The following is a 14,487-nucleotide window of genomic DNA, read 5'->3' on the forward strand; positions in this document are numbered from 1 at the left end:
CGTCCGGCCGTCCGCATCGCGGACACCGCATGTCATTCCATGGGACGAGGAGTAGGGTGCCGACATGTCTCGCAGCCTCAATCTCGCAGTGATTCCCGGTGACGGCATCGGCCAGGAGGTCGTGGCCGAAGGCCTGAAGGTCCTCTCCGCCGTCCTTGAGCAGGATGTGAAGCTGGAGACCAAGGACTACGACTTCGGCGCCCGGCGCTACCACGCCACCGGTGAGACCCTCACCGACGCCGACCTCGACGCCCTGAAGCAGCACGACGCGATCCTGCTGGGCGCGATCGGCGACCCGGGTGTCCCCTCCGGCGTCCTGGAGCGCGGCTTCCTGCTCAAGCTCCGCTTCGCCTTCGACCACCACGTCAACCTGCGTCCGTCGAAGCTCCTTCCGGGTGTCGCCACCCCTCTCGCGGGTGAGCCGCAGATCGACTTCGTCGTCGTCCGCGAGGGCACGGAAGGCCCGTACACCGGCAACGGCGGCACCATCCGCAAGGGCACCGAGCACGAGGTCGCCACCGAGGTCTCCGTCAACACGGCGTTCGGTGTCGAGCGGGTCGTCCGGGACGCGTTCGCCCGCGCCCAGGCCCGGCCGCGCAAGAAGCTGGCGCTGATCCACAAGAACAACGTGCTGACCTTCGCCGGTCACCTGTGGACCAACGTCTTCAACAAGGTGGCCGAGGAGTTCCCCGAGGTCACCACCGAGTACATGCACGTCGACGCGGCCACCATCTACCTGGTGACCCAGCCCGAGCGCTTCGACGTCATCGTCACCGACAACCTCTTCGGCGACATCATCACCGACCTCGCCGCGGCCGTCTCCGGCGGCATCGGCGTCGCCGCCAGCGGGAACATCAACCCGAGCGGCGCGTTCCCGTCCATGTTCGAGCCGGTCCACGGCTCGGCCCCGGACATCGCCGGCCAGGGCAAGGCCGACCCGACCGCCACGGTCCTGTCCGTCGCCCTGCTCCTGCGCCACCTCGGGTACGACGCCGAGGCCGGCCGCATCGAGGACGCCGTGTCGGCCGACCTCGCGGAGCGCACCGGCAAGCCCGCCCGCAGCACCTCGGAGATCGGCGACGCGCTCGCCGTACGAGTAGCCGGCTGATCCGGCGCGCACTCGAACTCCCCCACTCTCGACTTCGCTCGAGCGGGGGGACCCCCATCGAAGCCGCCGGGTCACATCGCACCCGGCGGCTTCCCCATGTCCGCCGCCGGGTGTCACCATCGACCCCTGGATCGCGATTCACTCCGTACCGGCCGATTTCTCCCTCAAGCTCCCAAAGGGCGGGGGGAGCCCCCATCCGGCTCCGCGCTTGCGATAATCGAACGCGGAGCCGCGGAATGAGGGAATGCTCGGACGTCCTAGCACTGGCCCTTGGCAGTACTGGCGTGAGCGCGGCCCGCCACAACCAAACCGGTGAAGGACACCTACTCATGACGACGCCCACGATCGAGCTCAAGCCTTCCGCCAGCCCACTCGCCGCCGCCGAGCGCGAGGCGATACTGGCCAACCCGGGGTTCGGCCGCCACTTCACCGACCACATGGTGACGATCAAGTGGACCGAGGGCCGCGGCTGGCACGACGGCGAGCTCGTGCCGTACGCGCCGCTCTCGCTGGACCCGGCCACCATGGTCCTGCACTACGCGCAGGAGATCTTCGAGGGCCTGAAGGCCTACCGCCAGCCCGACGGGTCCGTCGCCTCCTTCCGCCCCGAGAAGAACGCCCGGCGCTTCCAGGCCTCGGCCCGCCGGCTCGGCATGCCGGAGCTGCCGGTGGAGACGTTCATCGAGGCGTGCGACGCGCTGGTCGCGCAGGACGCGGACTGGGTGCCGGCGCACGGCGGCGAGGAGTCCCTCTACCTGCGCCCGTTCATGTTCGCGACCGAGGTCGGCCTGGGGGTGAAGCCGGCGAGCGAGTACCTCTTCATCGTCATCGCCTCCCCGGCCGGCGCCTACTTCCCCGGTGGCGTCAAGCCGGTGTCCATCTGGGTCTCCGAGGACCACGTCCGCGCCGTGCCGGGCGGCATGGGCGACGCCAAGACCGGCGGCAACTACGCCGCGTCCCTGCTGGCCCAGGCCGAGGCCGCCGCCAAGGGTTGCGCCCAGGTCTGCTACCTCGACGCGGTCGAGCGCAAGTGGGTCGAGGAGCTCGGCGGCATGAACCTGTACTTCGTGTACGGCGACAAGATCGTCACGCCCTCCCTCACCGGCTCCATCCTGGAGGGCGTCACCCGTGACTCCCTGCTCACGGTCGCCCGTGACCTCGGGTACGAGGCCGAGGAGGGCCGCGTCTCCATCGACCAGTGGCAGCGCGACTCCGCCAACGGCAGCCTCACCGAGGTCTTCGCCTGCGGCACGGCGGCCGTCATCACGCCGGTCGGCACCGTGAAGCGCACGGGCGCGGAGTGGCAGCAGAGCGACGGGGAGCCCGGCGAGGTCACGCTGAAGCTCCGCCAGGCGCTCCTCGACATCCAGCGGGGCGCTGCGCTGGACCAGCACGGGTGGATGCATCGCCTGGGCTGATCAGTGCTCGGCGTTGAGGCCGGGGTCTGGGGGCTGCCGCCCCCAGGCCCCCGCTTTCGGCCTAGACGGCCTCGTCCTCAAGCGCCGGACGGGCTGAGAATGCCGCCCCCGGGCTCGGCTGAGACTGAGCCCGGGGCTGCAGCAGTGCGTACGCCACGCCCCCCACCAGCCCCGACAGCAGGAAACTGCAGTCCACCCCGCCCGTCAGGCCGAGCAGCGGCCCCTCGTGCGACGGCAGGGAGACGGCGAGCAGGCCGACCGTCGCGCCCAGGGTCCAGGACACGGTCGCCGGGATGTTCCAGCCGGAGCGGTACCAGTAGACGCCGCCCTTTGCGCGGCGGTTGAAGACCTGGAGGGCGTCCGCGTCGTACACGCCCCGGCACCGGACGAAGCCGATCAGGGTGATCACCGCCCACGGTGTGCCGACGGCGGTCAGCAACAGCACGAAGGACGTCATCGCGTCCTGTGCGGTCGAGGCGTAGTGGCCGACGAAGACGCAGACCGTGGCGACGACCGCGACCGCGCAGGTCGCCCGGGCGCGGGAGGCGCGCGGCAGGATGGCGTCGAGGTCGAGGCCCATGGAGTAGAGCATCAGCCCCGCGTTGCCGACCGAACCGGCGGAGGCGGCGAGGAGGAGCGGCGGCAGGTACCAGGCGGGGGAGGCGTCGACCAGGGGACCGGCGTAGTCGAGGGCGGCCCGTGCGGCGTACGAGGTGAACGTGCCGAACAGCTGCGGGACCAGCAGCCCCAGGATCAGGCCCAGCCAGGTCGCGTGCAGCACCCGGCGTGAGGAGTGCCGGGCCGGGGAGATGTAGCGGGTGTAGTCGCCGAGCAGGGTGATGAAGGCGATCGGCCCCGACAGTCCCGCCGCCACCGTCGCCAGCAGCCACGTGGGCCAGAAGCCGCCCAGCAGATAGCCGCCCGCCTCGGGCAGCGCCTGCGTGGTGAAGTGCGGGGCGTAGGCGATCACGCCGAGGAGCAGCAGCGCCGTCATGCCGACCGCGAGGATCCGGGACATGGCGAGCAGTACCCGGTAGCCGTACACCGCGCCCGCGACGGTCGCCGCGGCCAGCAGCCCGTAGACCACGCCGTACGACACCCCGCTCGCCGGCAGCCCGAACAGCCGGCCCAGTACGCCCACCATGACATCGCCGCCGATCCACACGGTCAGGGCCGTGTAGCCGAGGGCGAGCAGCAGGCCGACCACCGAGCCGACCAGTCGGCCGCGCACCCCGAACTGGGCGCCCGAGGAGGTGGACAGGTTCGTCGCCGTGCGCAGGGAGATCAGGGCCAGCGGGGCGGTGAGGGCGGTGCCGGCCACCGTGCCCACCACGATCGAGCTCACCGACGCCCACCAGTCCAGACCGAAGGACGGCGGCAGCCAGCCGAAGACGATCACCCCGAGGCACAGGTTCGACCCGAGCAGGATCGAGACGAGGTCCCGGGGACCGCTCGTGCGTTCCTCCTCCGGGATGGTGTCGACTCCGCGCTGTTCCATCGGCATGGGTGGCTCCCTCGGTTTGAGTGACGTTCAATCTGAAGTCCCCGAGGTTTGCTGTCAACCTTTCGGTTCATCGAATTTCGTGTTTAGAGTGATGCTCTAAAGTCGAGTCTGGCAAGGAGGTGCCGCGTCGTGAGACTGACCCCCACGGAACGTGACCGGCTGCTGCTCTTCGGAGCCGCCGAACTGGCCCGGGCGCGCCGGGCCCGCGGGCTGCGGCTGAACGTCCCGGAGGCGACGGCGATCGTCGCGGACACGGTGTGCGAGGCCGCCCGGGACGGCGCCCGGCTCGCCGAGGCGATCGAGCGTGCCCGCCGTGTGCTCGGGCCGGACGACGTGCTGCCGGGCGTGGCGGACATCGTCACCGAGGTCCATGTCGAGGCGGTCTTCGACGACGGCTCGCGCCTCGCGGTCGTCTCCGACCCCATCGGGGGCGGGCTCGGCCCGCAGGCTCCCGGCGCGCTGCTGCCGGGTCCGGATCACGCCGAGCCGGAGGCGGCGCTGCGGCTGACGGTCACCAACACCGCGACCGTGCCGGTCTCCGTCACCTCCCACTTCCACTTCTTCGAGGCCAACCCGCGGCTGGACTTCGCGCGCGAGCAGGCCTACGGCATGCGGCTCGCCGTGCCCGCCGGGTCGTCCGTGCGCTTCGGGCCGGGGGAGAGCATCGAGGTCGGGCTGGTCCCGATCGGCGGCGAGCGGATCGCGATCGGATTCGCGGGGCTCGTCGACGGGCCGCTGGACGCGCCCGGCGCCCGCGCGCAGGCGCTGCGCCGGGCCGCCGCGTGCGGCTACCTCGGCGTCACGGAAACACCTGATCAGGAGGTCGTGCGATGAGCCGCCCAGGAGGCCACGCCGCCGAGGCCCGCCGCCTCGGCCCGTACGAGTACGCGTCCACCCACGGCCCGCGCGCCGGCGACCGGATCCGGCTCGGCGACTCCGGGCTGACGATCCGGGTCGAGTCCGACTCCCAGCGCTACGGCGACGAGTTCCTCGCCGGGTTCGGCAAGACCGCCCGGGACGGGCTGCACCTCAAGGCCGCCGCCGTCCGGGACACCTGCGACGTCGTCATCAGCAATGTGGTGGTGATCGACGCGGCGCTGGGGATCCGGAAGGTCTCCATCGGGATCCGCGAGGGGCGGATCTGCTCGATCGGGCGGGCCGGGAACCCCGACACCCTCGACGGGGTCGACGTCGTCGTCGGCACGGGCACCTCGATCGTGTCCGGCGAGGGGCTCATCGCCACCGCCGGGGCCGTCGACACCCACGTCCATCTGCTGTCGCCGCGCATCATGGAGGCCTCGCTCGCCTCCGGCGTGACCACGATCATCGGCCAGGAGTTCGGGCCGGTGTGGGGCGTCGGCGTCAACTCGCCCTGGGCGCTCAAGCACGCGTTCAACGCCTTCGACGCCTGGCCCGTCAACATCGGCTTCCTGGGGCGCGGTTCGTCCTCGCACAGCGCGCCGCTCGTCGAGGCACTGGCCGAGGGCGGGGCGAGCGGTTTCAAGGTGCACGAGGACATGGGCGCCCACACCCGGGCGCTGGACACGGCGTTGCGTGTCGCCGAGGAGCACGACGTCCAAGTCGCCCTGCACAGCGACGGGTTGAACGAGTGCCTGTCCGTCGAGGACACCCTGCGCGTCCTGGACGGCCGCACCATCCACGCCTTCCACATAGAGGGCTGCGGCGGCGGACACGTCCCCAACGTGCTGAAGATGGCCGGGGTCCCGAACGTCATCGGCTCCTCCACCAACCCCACCCTGCCCTTCGGGCGGGACGCGGTCGCCGAGCACTACGGCATGATCGTCTCCGTCCACGACCTGAAGACCGACCTGCCCGGCGACGCGGCGATGGCCCGCGACCGCATCCGCTCCGGGACGATGGGCGCCGAGGACGTGCTGCACGACCTGGGCGCCATCGGCATCACCTCCTCCGACGCGCAGGGCATGGGCCGGGCCGGCGAGACCGTCCGCCGTACGTTCGCGATGGCCGGGAAGATGAAGGCCGAGTTCGGCGCCCCGGACGACGGCCACGACAATGAACGCGTCCTGCGCTACATGGCCAAGCTGACCATCAACCCGGCCATCGCGCACGGCCTCGCCCACGAGGTCGGCTCGATCGAGGTCGGCAAGCTGGCGGACATCGTGCTGTGGCGCCCGGAGTACTTCGGTGCCAAGCCGCAGCTGGTGCTGAAGTCCGGGTTCCCCGCGTACGGCGTGGTCGGCGACCCGAACGCCGCCACCGACACCTGCGAACCCCTCGTCCTGGGCCCGCAGTTCGGGGCGTACGGCGCCACCCCCGCCGACATATCCGTCGCCTTCGTCGCCCAGGCCGCCGTCGACCAGGGCAACGACTCGATGCCGACCCGGCGCCGCAGGGTCGCCGTGCGCGCCACGCGCGGCATCGGGCCGGCCGATCTGCGCCTGAACTCCCGTACCGGAGCCGTCGACGTCGACCAGCGCACCGGCCTGGTCACCCTCGACGGCGAGCCGCTGCGCTCCGAGCCGGCCGAGTCCGTGTCCCTCAATCGCCTCTACTTCCTCTGATTCCTCCAATTCCGCTAAGGACACCCCATGTCTGCTGCCTCCGACGGCTTCCGTATGCCGGCCGAGTGGACCCCGCACGAGCGCACCTGGATGGCCTGGCCGGGGCCGAACGTGACCTTCGAGGACGCCGAGGATCTCGTGGCGGCCCGCCTGGCCTGGGCGTCGGTCGCCCGTGCGGTGCGACGCTTCGAACCGGTGACGGTGGTGTGCGGCCCGGGACAGTCCGAGGAGGCCCGCACGCTGCTCGGGCCGGGTGTGGAGACCGTTGAACGTGACCTCGACGACGCCTGGATGCGCGACATCGGCCCGACGTTCCTGACCAATGGTGCCGGTGAACTCGGCGCTGTCGACTGGACGTTCAACGGCTGGGGGGCGCAGGACTGGGCCAGCTGGGAGCACGACGCGAAGATCGCCGCATACGTCTCCGACCTGGCCGGCTCGACAAGGACGTACGCCTCGAAGCTGGTGAACGAGGGCGGGGCGATCCATGTCGACGGCGAGGGGACGGTCCTGCTGACGGAGACGGTCCAACTCGGGCCGGAGCGCAACCCGCACTGGACGCGCGAGGAAGTGGAGGCCGAGATCCATGCCATGCTCGGCACCCGCAAGGCGATCTGGCTGCCGCGCGGCCTCACCGGCGACTATCCTCCCCCACTGCCCGAAAGGCGTGGGGGGACCCCCAACGTCTTCGGCACCCTGGGCCATGTCGACATCGTCGCCGCCTTCGCCCGGGCCGGCGTCGTCGTGGCCCATGTGCAGCCCGACCCGGCGCACCCCGACCACGAGGTGACCAAGGAGATCCTCGGCCTGCTGAAGTCGCAGACGGACGCACGCGGGCGCCGCCTGGAGGTCGTCGAGGTCCCCGCCCCGACCGTCCTGGAGGCCGACGGCCACTGGGCCGACTACTCCTACATCAACCACTACCTCTGCAACGGCGGCGTGGTGCTCTGCGGCTTCGACGACCCGCGCGACGAGATCGCGGCCGGCATCTTCCGACGGCTCTTCCCGGAGCGGACGGTGACGCTCGTCGACGCGCGCACGGTCTTCGCGGGCGGGGGCGGCATCCACTGCATCACTCAGCAGCAGCCGAGGGGTGTGGTCAGGTAGAACGTACGGGTGAACGTACTGCTCTGCGCCACCTGCGGAACCCGGCTGACCGAGCCGGTCCGGCGGCTCGACGAGATGCCCGAGTACCCCGGCTGGGACGGCCTCCCGGGCCCGGACGGCCGGCGGCACGGCCCGCCGAGCGTGTCGCGCGGCACCTACGTCGTCGACCCGCTGCCCTTCGGGGCGCCGTTCGAGCCGATCGGTCCCGACGAGGAGTACGACGGGGTCGTACCCGGCGGCTACTGGAAGTCCGACGAGCGTGGCTTCCTGGTCTCCGCAGGGCCGCGCGGCACATACGTCCTGCACCCGGACGACGTCATGGACCTCACCCCCCATCCCGACACGTACCGCCTGATCGGCTGCTGCGGTCCGGACGGGTCGGCCGGGGTCAACCACGTCTGTGCCTGCGGTGCCGAGGTGGCGATCGTCGCCGCCGACTGCACGAGCGGCTACGAGACACGGCTCGTCCCGGACGCCGTCCGCGTGGAGGTGGCCGCGTGACGCCTGCCCGCCGCCGCACCCCCGCCCCACCCCGCGAGGACGTCCTCGCCGCGGCCATGGACATGATCGCGGAACTGGGCCTGGAGAAGCTCACCATGGCGGCGCTCGGCCGCGAGGTCGGGATGAGCAGCGGCCATCTCCTCTACTACTTCCACTCCAAGGACGAACTGCTGCTGCGCACCCTGGAGTGGAGCGAGGGCCGGCTCGGCGCCGAGCGCGGCCGGCTCCTCACCCGGTCCGCCTCCGCCCGCGAGCGGCTCGACGCGTACGTCGACCTGTACATCCCCGACGGCCACCGCGACCCGCACTGGTCGCTGTGGCTGGAGGTCTGGAACCGCTCGCAGAACGCCGACGAGGAAGCCCGCGAACGGCAGGCCGCGATCGAGGGCGCCTGGCACCGCGACCTGGTGGCGCTGGTCGCGGAAGGCGTGTCGAGGGGGGAGTTCCGAGCGGTCGACCCGGACCGTTTCGCGGCCCGGCTGCGGGCGCTGCTCGACGGCTTCTCGATCCATGTGGCGATCGGGCTGCGCGGCACGGACCGAGCGCAAATTCTGCGCCACGTACGGGAGTTCCTCGACGACAGCCTCCTCGCGGACTCCTGAGCCCAGGTCCTGGTTGTACGCAATATGGGGGATTGACCCTGTAGTGCCTGGTGCGTTTGTCTCATGGAGAGCCCTCGGCGCGGGCCGGGGGAGAAGCGTTCACGGGGACCACAGGGGGAATCTTGCTGAGCAGCATGCGTGCGGCGTCCGTCGCCGTATTCGCGGGGGCGCTGATCGCCACGACGGCGACAGCGGCGTCCTCGGCACCGGCACCGCGCACCGAGCGGGTCACGCTGACGTCGACGGGGCAACAGGGCGACGGCGACTCGTACGGGGCGCAGTTCAGTGCCGACGGCCGGTTCGCGGCCTTCACGGCGTACGCGACCAACCTGGTGCCCGGTGACACCAACGGGCACGCGGACGTCTTCGTGCGCGACCTGCGCAAGGGGACCGTCGAGCGGATCAGCGTCGCCTCGGACGGCACACAGGCCGACATGCCCTCGTCGACGGCGGCCATCAGCGCCGACGGGCGGTACGTCCTGTTCCGCTCCAACGCGCGGAACCTGGTCCCCTGGGACCCGCCGCCCACGAACGACGCGGCCGAGGACGTCTATCTGCACGACCGGCGCACCGGCAGCACCGAGCGGATCAGCGTCGGCTTCGACGGCGGCTCCGCGTTCTCGGCCGGCGCCCATATGTCGGCCGACGCCCGCTACATCGTGTTCAACGCCAAGGCCGACCGGATGGAGAGCGGCGCCCGCGACCTGTTCGGGGCGGTGTACGTCTTCGACCGCCGCACCGGCAGCACCGAGCGGGTCAGCAACGGGGACCGCCCGACCAACCCCGCGCTCCTGCAGAGCGTCAGCGCCGACGGCCGCTTCGTGGCGTACACGCAGCTGGTGCCGCGCAGCGGGTCCGGCGTCACTTGGGTGCACGACCGCCGCACGGGCACCGAGGAACGGGTCAACGTCAAGCAGGACGGCACTGCGGCCGAGAGGTACGCGATGCCCGTCTCCCTGTCGGCGGACGGCCGGACGGTCGCCTTCAAGTACACGGGCGACGACCTGGCCGAGGGCGACGCCCCCGGGGACGCCTCCGACCTCTACGTCCGCGACCTGCGCGCGGACGTGACCCGGCGCATCGACCCCGGCCCCGACGGCGAGCGATGGCTCGACGCCCCGCAGCTCAGCCCGGACGGCCGTCACCTGGCCTATGAGGCGGAACCGCGGCTGGCGGACGGGCAGTACGGGCCGGACAACGTCTACCTGCGCGATCTGCGCACCGGCGGCACCCGGCTGGTCAGCGCCTCCGTGACCGGCGGTCCCGTCACGGACGCGTACGTGTCGGTCTACGAGGTCGGCGCGGGCGCAGGGCGGGTCAGCCTGGGCAGCAGCTCCGCCCAACTGGTCCCGGACGACACCAACGGCCACTACGACGGCTTCGTGCGCCGCCTGCGGTGATCAACGCTGTGCTCGCATCCTGAGACGGACGGTGAGCTCGGGGGCGGTCTGTGCCAGACTGCCCCCGTGCTCTCGTTCGCCATGATTATTGGCAGCAGGCGCGCCGGTCCGCAGTGACCGCCACGTACGACCAGGTACGGGCGGACACCGTCGTCCTCGACCCGCGCGCAGACCTCTCGCACCCGCGAGGGGTTTTTCGCATTTCTGGCCCACCTACAGCCGGGACCGCAGCGCGAGGGATCATTGGAGGACGGTGGAGCCGGTCATTCCGGTACAGACCGAGATCCATACATCAGGAGCCTTCAGACCATGACGGAAACCAGCGAGCTCGACGACTCGTTCCACGTCTTCGACACCACCCTGCGCGACGGCGCCCAGCGTGAGGGCATCAACCTCACCGTCGCGGACAAGCTGGCCATCGCACGGCACCTGGACGACTTCGGCGTGGGCTTCATCGAGGGCGGCTGGCCCGGCGCCAACCCGCGGGACACCGAGTTCTTCGCCCGTGCCCAGCAGGAGATCGACTTCAAGTACGCCCAGCTGGTCGCCTTCGGCTCCACTCGGCGCGCGGGCGCCAAGGCCTCCGAGGACCCGCAGGTCAGGGCGCTGCTGGAGTCCGGCGCCCCGGTGATCACGCTGGTCGCCAAGTCCCACGACCGGCATGTCGAGCTCGCCCTGCGCACCACCCTGGACGAGAACCTGGAGATGGTCCGCGACACGGTGTCCTACCTGAGCGCGCAGGGCCGCCGCGTCTTCGTCGACTGCGAGCACTTCTTCGACGGCTACCGCGCCAACCCCGAGTACGCGAAGTCCGTCGTCCGTACGGCCTCGGAGGCCGGTGCCGACGTCGTCATCCTCTGCGACACCAACGGCGGCATGCTCCCCGCCCAGGTCCAGGCGGTCGTCTCCACGGTCCTCGCCGACACCGGCGCCCGGCTCGGCATCCACGCCCAGGACGACACCGGCTGCGCGGTCGCCAACACCCTCGCCGCGGTCGACGCGGGCGCGACCCACGTCCAGTGCACGGCCAACGGCTACGGCGAGCGGGTCGGCAACGCCAACCTGTTCCCGGTCGTGGCCGCCCTGGAGCTCAAGTACGGCAAGCAGGTCCTCCCCGCCGGTCACCTGCGCGAGATGACCCGTATCTCGCACGCCATCGCCGAGGTCGTCAACCTCACCCCGTCCACGCATCAGCCCTACGTCGGCGTCTCCGCCTTCGCGCACAAGGCCGGTCTGCACGCCTCCGCGATCAAGGTCGACCCGGACCTGTACCAGCACATCGACCCCGAGCAGGTCGGCAACACCATGCGGATGCTGGTCTCCGACATGGCAGGCCGCGCCTCGATCGAGCTCAAGGGCAAGGAGCTCGGCATCGAGCTGGGCGGCGACCGGGAACTGGTCGGCCGGGTGGTCGAGCGGGTGAAGGAGCGCGAGCTCCAGGGCTACACCTACGAGGCCGCCGACGCCAGCTTCGAACTCCTGCTCCGCACCGAGGTCGAGGGCAAGCCCCTGAAGTACTTCCAGGTCGAGTCCTGGCGCGCGATCGTCGAGGACCGCCCCGACGGCAGCCACGCCAACGAGGCCACGGTCAAGCTCTTCGCCAAGGGCGAGCGCATCGTCGCCACGGCGGAGGGAAACGGCCCGGTCAACGCGCTGGACCGGGCGCTGCGGGTGGCGCTGGAGAAGATCTACCCGCAGCTCGCCAAGCTGGACCTCGTCGACTACAAGGTCCGCATCCTGGAGGGCGTGCACGGCACCCAGTCCACGACCCGCGTCCTGATCTCCACGTCCGACGGGGCGGGGGAGTGGTCCACGGTCGGCGTCGCCGAGAACGTCATCGCGGCGTCGTGGCAGGCGCTGGAGGACGCGTACACGTACGGGCTGCTGCGGGCCGGGGTGACGCCGGCGGAGTAGGCCGAACGGACCTCGAGGCCGCCCCCGGGCCCGTCGTCCACGGCACAGTGGAGCCATGGACGACAAGGACACCGACGCCCGACACTTCCTCACCCGGGGGCAGGTGGCGACCCGGCTGCCCGCCCAGGACCTGGAGCGGGCCCGGCGCTTCTACTCCGAGAAGCTCGGTCTGGACCCGGTCGACGAACGGCCGGGCGGGCTGCTGTACCGGTGCGGCGGCACGGAGTTCGCCGTGTACCAGTCGACCGGAGCCTCCCCCGGCACCTTCACCCAGATGGGCTGGCAGGTCGAGGACGTGGATGCGGTCGTGGCGGAACTCAGGCGGCGCGGCGTCGAGTTCGAGGACGTCGACGTGCCCGGCCTGCGCACGACGAACGGCATCGCCGACATCGAGGGGCACTACCCCAGCAAGGGCTTCCGCGGGGAGCGCGCCGCCTGGTTCCACGACAGCGAGGGCAATCTGCTGGGCCTCGGCGAGCCGTTCGCCTGAGCCGCTACGCCTGCAACCGCCACTTCTGGTTAGTGGCGCCCGTGCAGCTCCAGATCTGCGCACGGGCACCGTTGACCGAGGAGTTGTCGGTCACGTCGAGGCACTTGTTCGCGCCGCGGTTGGCCACGTCACCCGTCGTCGCGTTGTACGTCCACTGCTGCGCACCCGAGCCGTTGCAGTCGTACAGCTGCACCTTCGCCCCGTCCGCGGTCGCGCCGGACGTGACGTCCAGGCACTTGCCCAGCGCCCGCACCGACCCGTCGGACTGCACCGTCCACCGCTGGGCGGTGGAGCCGTTGCAGTCGTAGAGCTGCACGGCCGTGCCGTTGGCCGACGAACCGCCCGCCACGTCGAGGCACTTGCTCCCGAGGCCGACCAGCGCACCCGACTGCGACGGGCCCTCGGTCTGCGTGCCCGACCAGGTGAAGGTCGCCGACGTCTTGCCCGGCAGTGAATAAGTGGCGTGCTGCGAGCCCCAGTTGATGGTGACGGTCTTGGCGGCCGAGGAGTCGTTGTACGCGATCAGCGCCTTCGAACCGTCGGGGTTGCGCCACGCCACGTTCGGCACCGACGCGGACGCCGTGGACGCGATCCGCTGCGCACCCGGCTTCACGAACTTCGTCAGATGACCCATCGTGTAGTACTCGACGGTGTAGTCGACCTGCCCGTGCCGGGAGTCCCCGTTGTGCACGGTGATCAGGCCGTCGCAGGTGCCGCAGCCGCCGTTGTGCGGACCGCGGTTCTGGTCCAGCGCGAGCGACCACTTGGTCACCGACTTCGCCCAGTTCCGGGTGTAGTCGATGATGTTCATCATGTCCTCGCGCTGCTGGTTCGCGATCCAGGTGCCGCCGGAGTGCTCGGTGCCGAAGGCGTCCAGCTGCGGGTACTGGTTGTGCACCTGCGTCTGCTTGGCCACGTCACCGCCGTAGCCGTGCCAGGCGATGCCGCCGAAGTTCGGGTGGCTGCGCACCGCCGCGTCGTCCACGGTCTGGGCGGCGTAGGCGTCGTAGGTGTCCCAGTTCCAGTCGTGCGCCAGGACCTTGGTGGACAGGCCGGCCGCCTGGAGCTTCGGCAGCAGCTCGCTCTTGGTGAAGTACGCCAGGCCGCTCCCGTTCCAGCTCATCGACGGGTAGCCCGAGCAGCAGGTCGGTTCGTTCTGCGCGGTGACGTACGCGATCGGGACGCCCTGGGCCTGGTAGGCCTGCACGTACTTCACGAAGTACGAGGCGTAGGCCCCGTAGTTCTCCGCCTTCAGCCAGCCGCCGTTGAGTTGCCCGTTGTCCTTCATCCAGGCGGGGGCCGTCCACGGCGAGGCCATCACGGTGAGCTGGGGGTTGAGCTGACGGGCCTGCTTGGTCAGCGGCACGACGTCCTGGAGGTCGTGTGCGATCGTGAATTCGGAGAGGTCGGGGTCGGTCTGCCCGGCCGGCATGTCGTCGTAGGTGTAGCCGAAGCGGGCCAGGTCCGAGCCGCCCATGGGATTGCGCAGGAACGACAGCCCGATGCCCTCCGTCGGGGAGAACAGCTTGCGCATGGTGTCGTCCTTCGTGGCCTGCGACAGCGCGCCGCTGCCGTCCATCAGCCAGGCCGCGGTGTCCGTGAAGGACGCGCCGCCGCCGGTGAAGGACTGGTAGCGGGTGCTCTCGTCGACGGTGATGTTGTCGCCGCTTCCGCCGGAGCCGGCCTGGAAGGCGAACGGCGCCTGCTGCTGGAGCCCGCGGACCACATGGCGGCCGCCGGAGTCGTCCGTCGTGGTGAGCCAGGCGGTGACCTGCTCGCCCGCGGCCTGCGCGGGCGTGGCCGCCGAGAAGCCGGCCGAGGTGAGGAGCCCGGCGACAAGCAGCCCGAGCGTCCGAGTGGATCTCCTCATGGAGCGCAGCCCTTCTGGGGGTGGGGGATG

General features: G+C 70.9%; 12 protein-coding genes. 10 read left to right on the top strand and 2 right to left on the bottom strand.

Annotated features, from left to right (window positions below; all coding sequences use genetic code 11):
* The first annotated feature begins 64 nt into the window (after positions 1-64).
* Entirely contained in the window at positions 65-1,108 is a 1,044-nt protein-coding gene (locus OG254_RS34025; protein WP_351188245.1) for a 3-isopropylmalate dehydrogenase, read from the top strand.
* 329 nt (positions 1,109-1,437) lie between these two features.
* Positions 1,438-2,526, top strand: a complete 1,089-nt coding sequence (locus OG254_RS34030; protein ID WP_405589450.1) for a branched-chain amino acid aminotransferase — start codon at positions 1,438-1,440, stop codon at positions 2,524-2,526.
* Between the two features lie 61 nt (positions 2,527-2,587).
* Here the strand turns inward: OG254_RS34030 and OG254_RS34035 are convergent, their stop codons facing one another.
* On the bottom strand, positions 2,588-4,030 hold the full coding sequence (locus OG254_RS34035; RefSeq protein WP_405589453.1) for a cytosine permease: 1,443 nt from the start codon (positions 4,028-4,030) through the stop codon (positions 2,588-2,590).
* Between the two features lie 129 nt (positions 4,031-4,159).
* Between OG254_RS34035 and ureA the strand changes: the two genes are divergently transcribed.
* From ureA to OG254_RS34075, 8 genes are all read left to right on the top strand, one after another.
* On the top strand, positions 4,160-4,864 hold the full coding sequence (ureA, locus tag OG254_RS34040) for an urease subunit gamma (protein WP_405589455.1): 705 nt from the start codon (positions 4,160-4,162) through the stop codon (positions 4,862-4,864).
* Positions 4,861-6,573, top strand: a complete 1,713-nt coding sequence (locus OG254_RS34045; RefSeq protein WP_405589458.1) for an urease subunit alpha — start codon at positions 4,861-4,863, stop codon at positions 6,571-6,573. Before ureA ends, OG254_RS34045 begins: the two co-directional genes overlap by 4 nt.
* Before the next feature lie 27 nt (positions 6,574-6,600).
* Complete coding sequence (locus OG254_RS34050) at positions 6,601-7,680, top strand: agmatine/peptidylarginine deiminase (protein ID WP_405589461.1); 1,080 nt, start codon at positions 6,601-6,603, stop codon at positions 7,678-7,680.
* A 9-nt stretch (positions 7,681-7,689) separates the two neighbouring features.
* On the top strand, positions 7,690-8,181 hold the full coding sequence (locus OG254_RS34055) for a hypothetical protein (protein ID WP_405589464.1): 492 nt from the start codon (positions 7,690-7,692) through the stop codon (positions 8,179-8,181).
* 56 nt (positions 8,182-8,237) lie between these two features.
* Positions 8,238-8,783: a TetR/AcrR family transcriptional regulator gene (locus OG254_RS34060; protein WP_405595357.1), complete on the top strand. Its 546-nt coding sequence runs from the start codon at positions 8,238-8,240 to the stop codon at positions 8,781-8,783.
* 134 nt (positions 8,784-8,917) lie between these two features.
* Positions 8,918-10,183, top strand: a complete 1,266-nt coding sequence (locus tag OG254_RS34065; RefSeq protein WP_405589467.1) for a TolB family protein — start codon at positions 8,918-8,920, stop codon at positions 10,181-10,183.
* A gap of 309 nt (positions 10,184-10,492) precedes the next feature.
* Complete coding sequence (cimA, locus tag OG254_RS34070; protein WP_405589470.1) at positions 10,493-12,097, top strand: citramalate synthase; 1,605 nt, start codon at positions 10,493-10,495, stop codon at positions 12,095-12,097.
* Positions 12,098-12,152: 55 nt separating this feature from the next.
* Complete coding sequence (locus OG254_RS34075) at positions 12,153-12,587, top strand: VOC family protein (RefSeq protein ID WP_405589473.1); 435 nt, start codon at positions 12,153-12,155, stop codon at positions 12,585-12,587.
* A 4-nt stretch (positions 12,588-12,591) separates the two neighbouring features.
* On the opposite strand, the gene OG254_RS34080 is transcribed toward OG254_RS34075, so the two are convergent.
* Positions 12,592-14,457, bottom strand: coding sequence for a lectin (locus OG254_RS34080; protein ID WP_405589476.1), 1,866 nt, complete (start codon positions 14,455-14,457; stop codon positions 12,592-12,594).
* Positions 14,458-14,487 lie beyond the last annotated feature (30 nt).

Origin of the sequence: Streptomyces sp. NBC_01092, assembly GCF_045039535.1 — a bacterium.
GTDB lineage: Bacteria > Actinomycetota > Actinomycetes > Streptomycetales > Streptomycetaceae > Streptomyces.

Coding starts and splice junctions, on each gene's coding strand:
- OG254_RS34060 (WP_405595357.1), top strand. CDS start 8,238: ATGGACATGATCGCGGAACTGGGCCTGGAGAAGCTCACCATGGCGGCG.
- OG254_RS34050 (WP_405589461.1), top strand. CDS start 6,601: ATGTCTGCTGCCTCCGACGGCTTCCGTATGCCGGCCGAGTGGACCCCG.
- OG254_RS34035 (WP_405589453.1), bottom strand. CDS start 4,030: ATGCCGATGGAACAGCGCGGAGTCGACACCATCCCGGAGGAGGAACGC.
- OG254_RS34080 (WP_405589476.1), bottom strand. CDS start 14,457: ATGAGGAGATCCACTCGGACGCTCGGGCTGCTTGTCGCCGGGCTCCTC.
- OG254_RS34075 (WP_405589473.1), top strand. CDS start 12,153: ATGGACGACAAGGACACCGACGCCCGACACTTCCTCACCCGGGGGCAG.
- OG254_RS34045 (WP_405589458.1), top strand. CDS start 4,861: ATGAGCCGCCCAGGAGGCCACGCCGCCGAGGCCCGCCGCCTCGGCCCG.
- OG254_RS34065 (WP_405589467.1), top strand. CDS start 8,918: ATGCGTGCGGCGTCCGTCGCCGTATTCGCGGGGGCGCTGATCGCCACG.
- OG254_RS34025 (WP_351188245.1), top strand. CDS start 65: ATGTCTCGCAGCCTCAATCTCGCAGTGATTCCCGGTGACGGCATCGGC.
- OG254_RS34030 (WP_405589450.1), top strand. CDS start 1,438: ATGACGACGCCCACGATCGAGCTCAAGCCTTCCGCCAGCCCACTCGCC.
- cimA (WP_405589470.1), top strand. CDS start 10,493: ATGACGGAAACCAGCGAGCTCGACGACTCGTTCCACGTCTTCGACACC.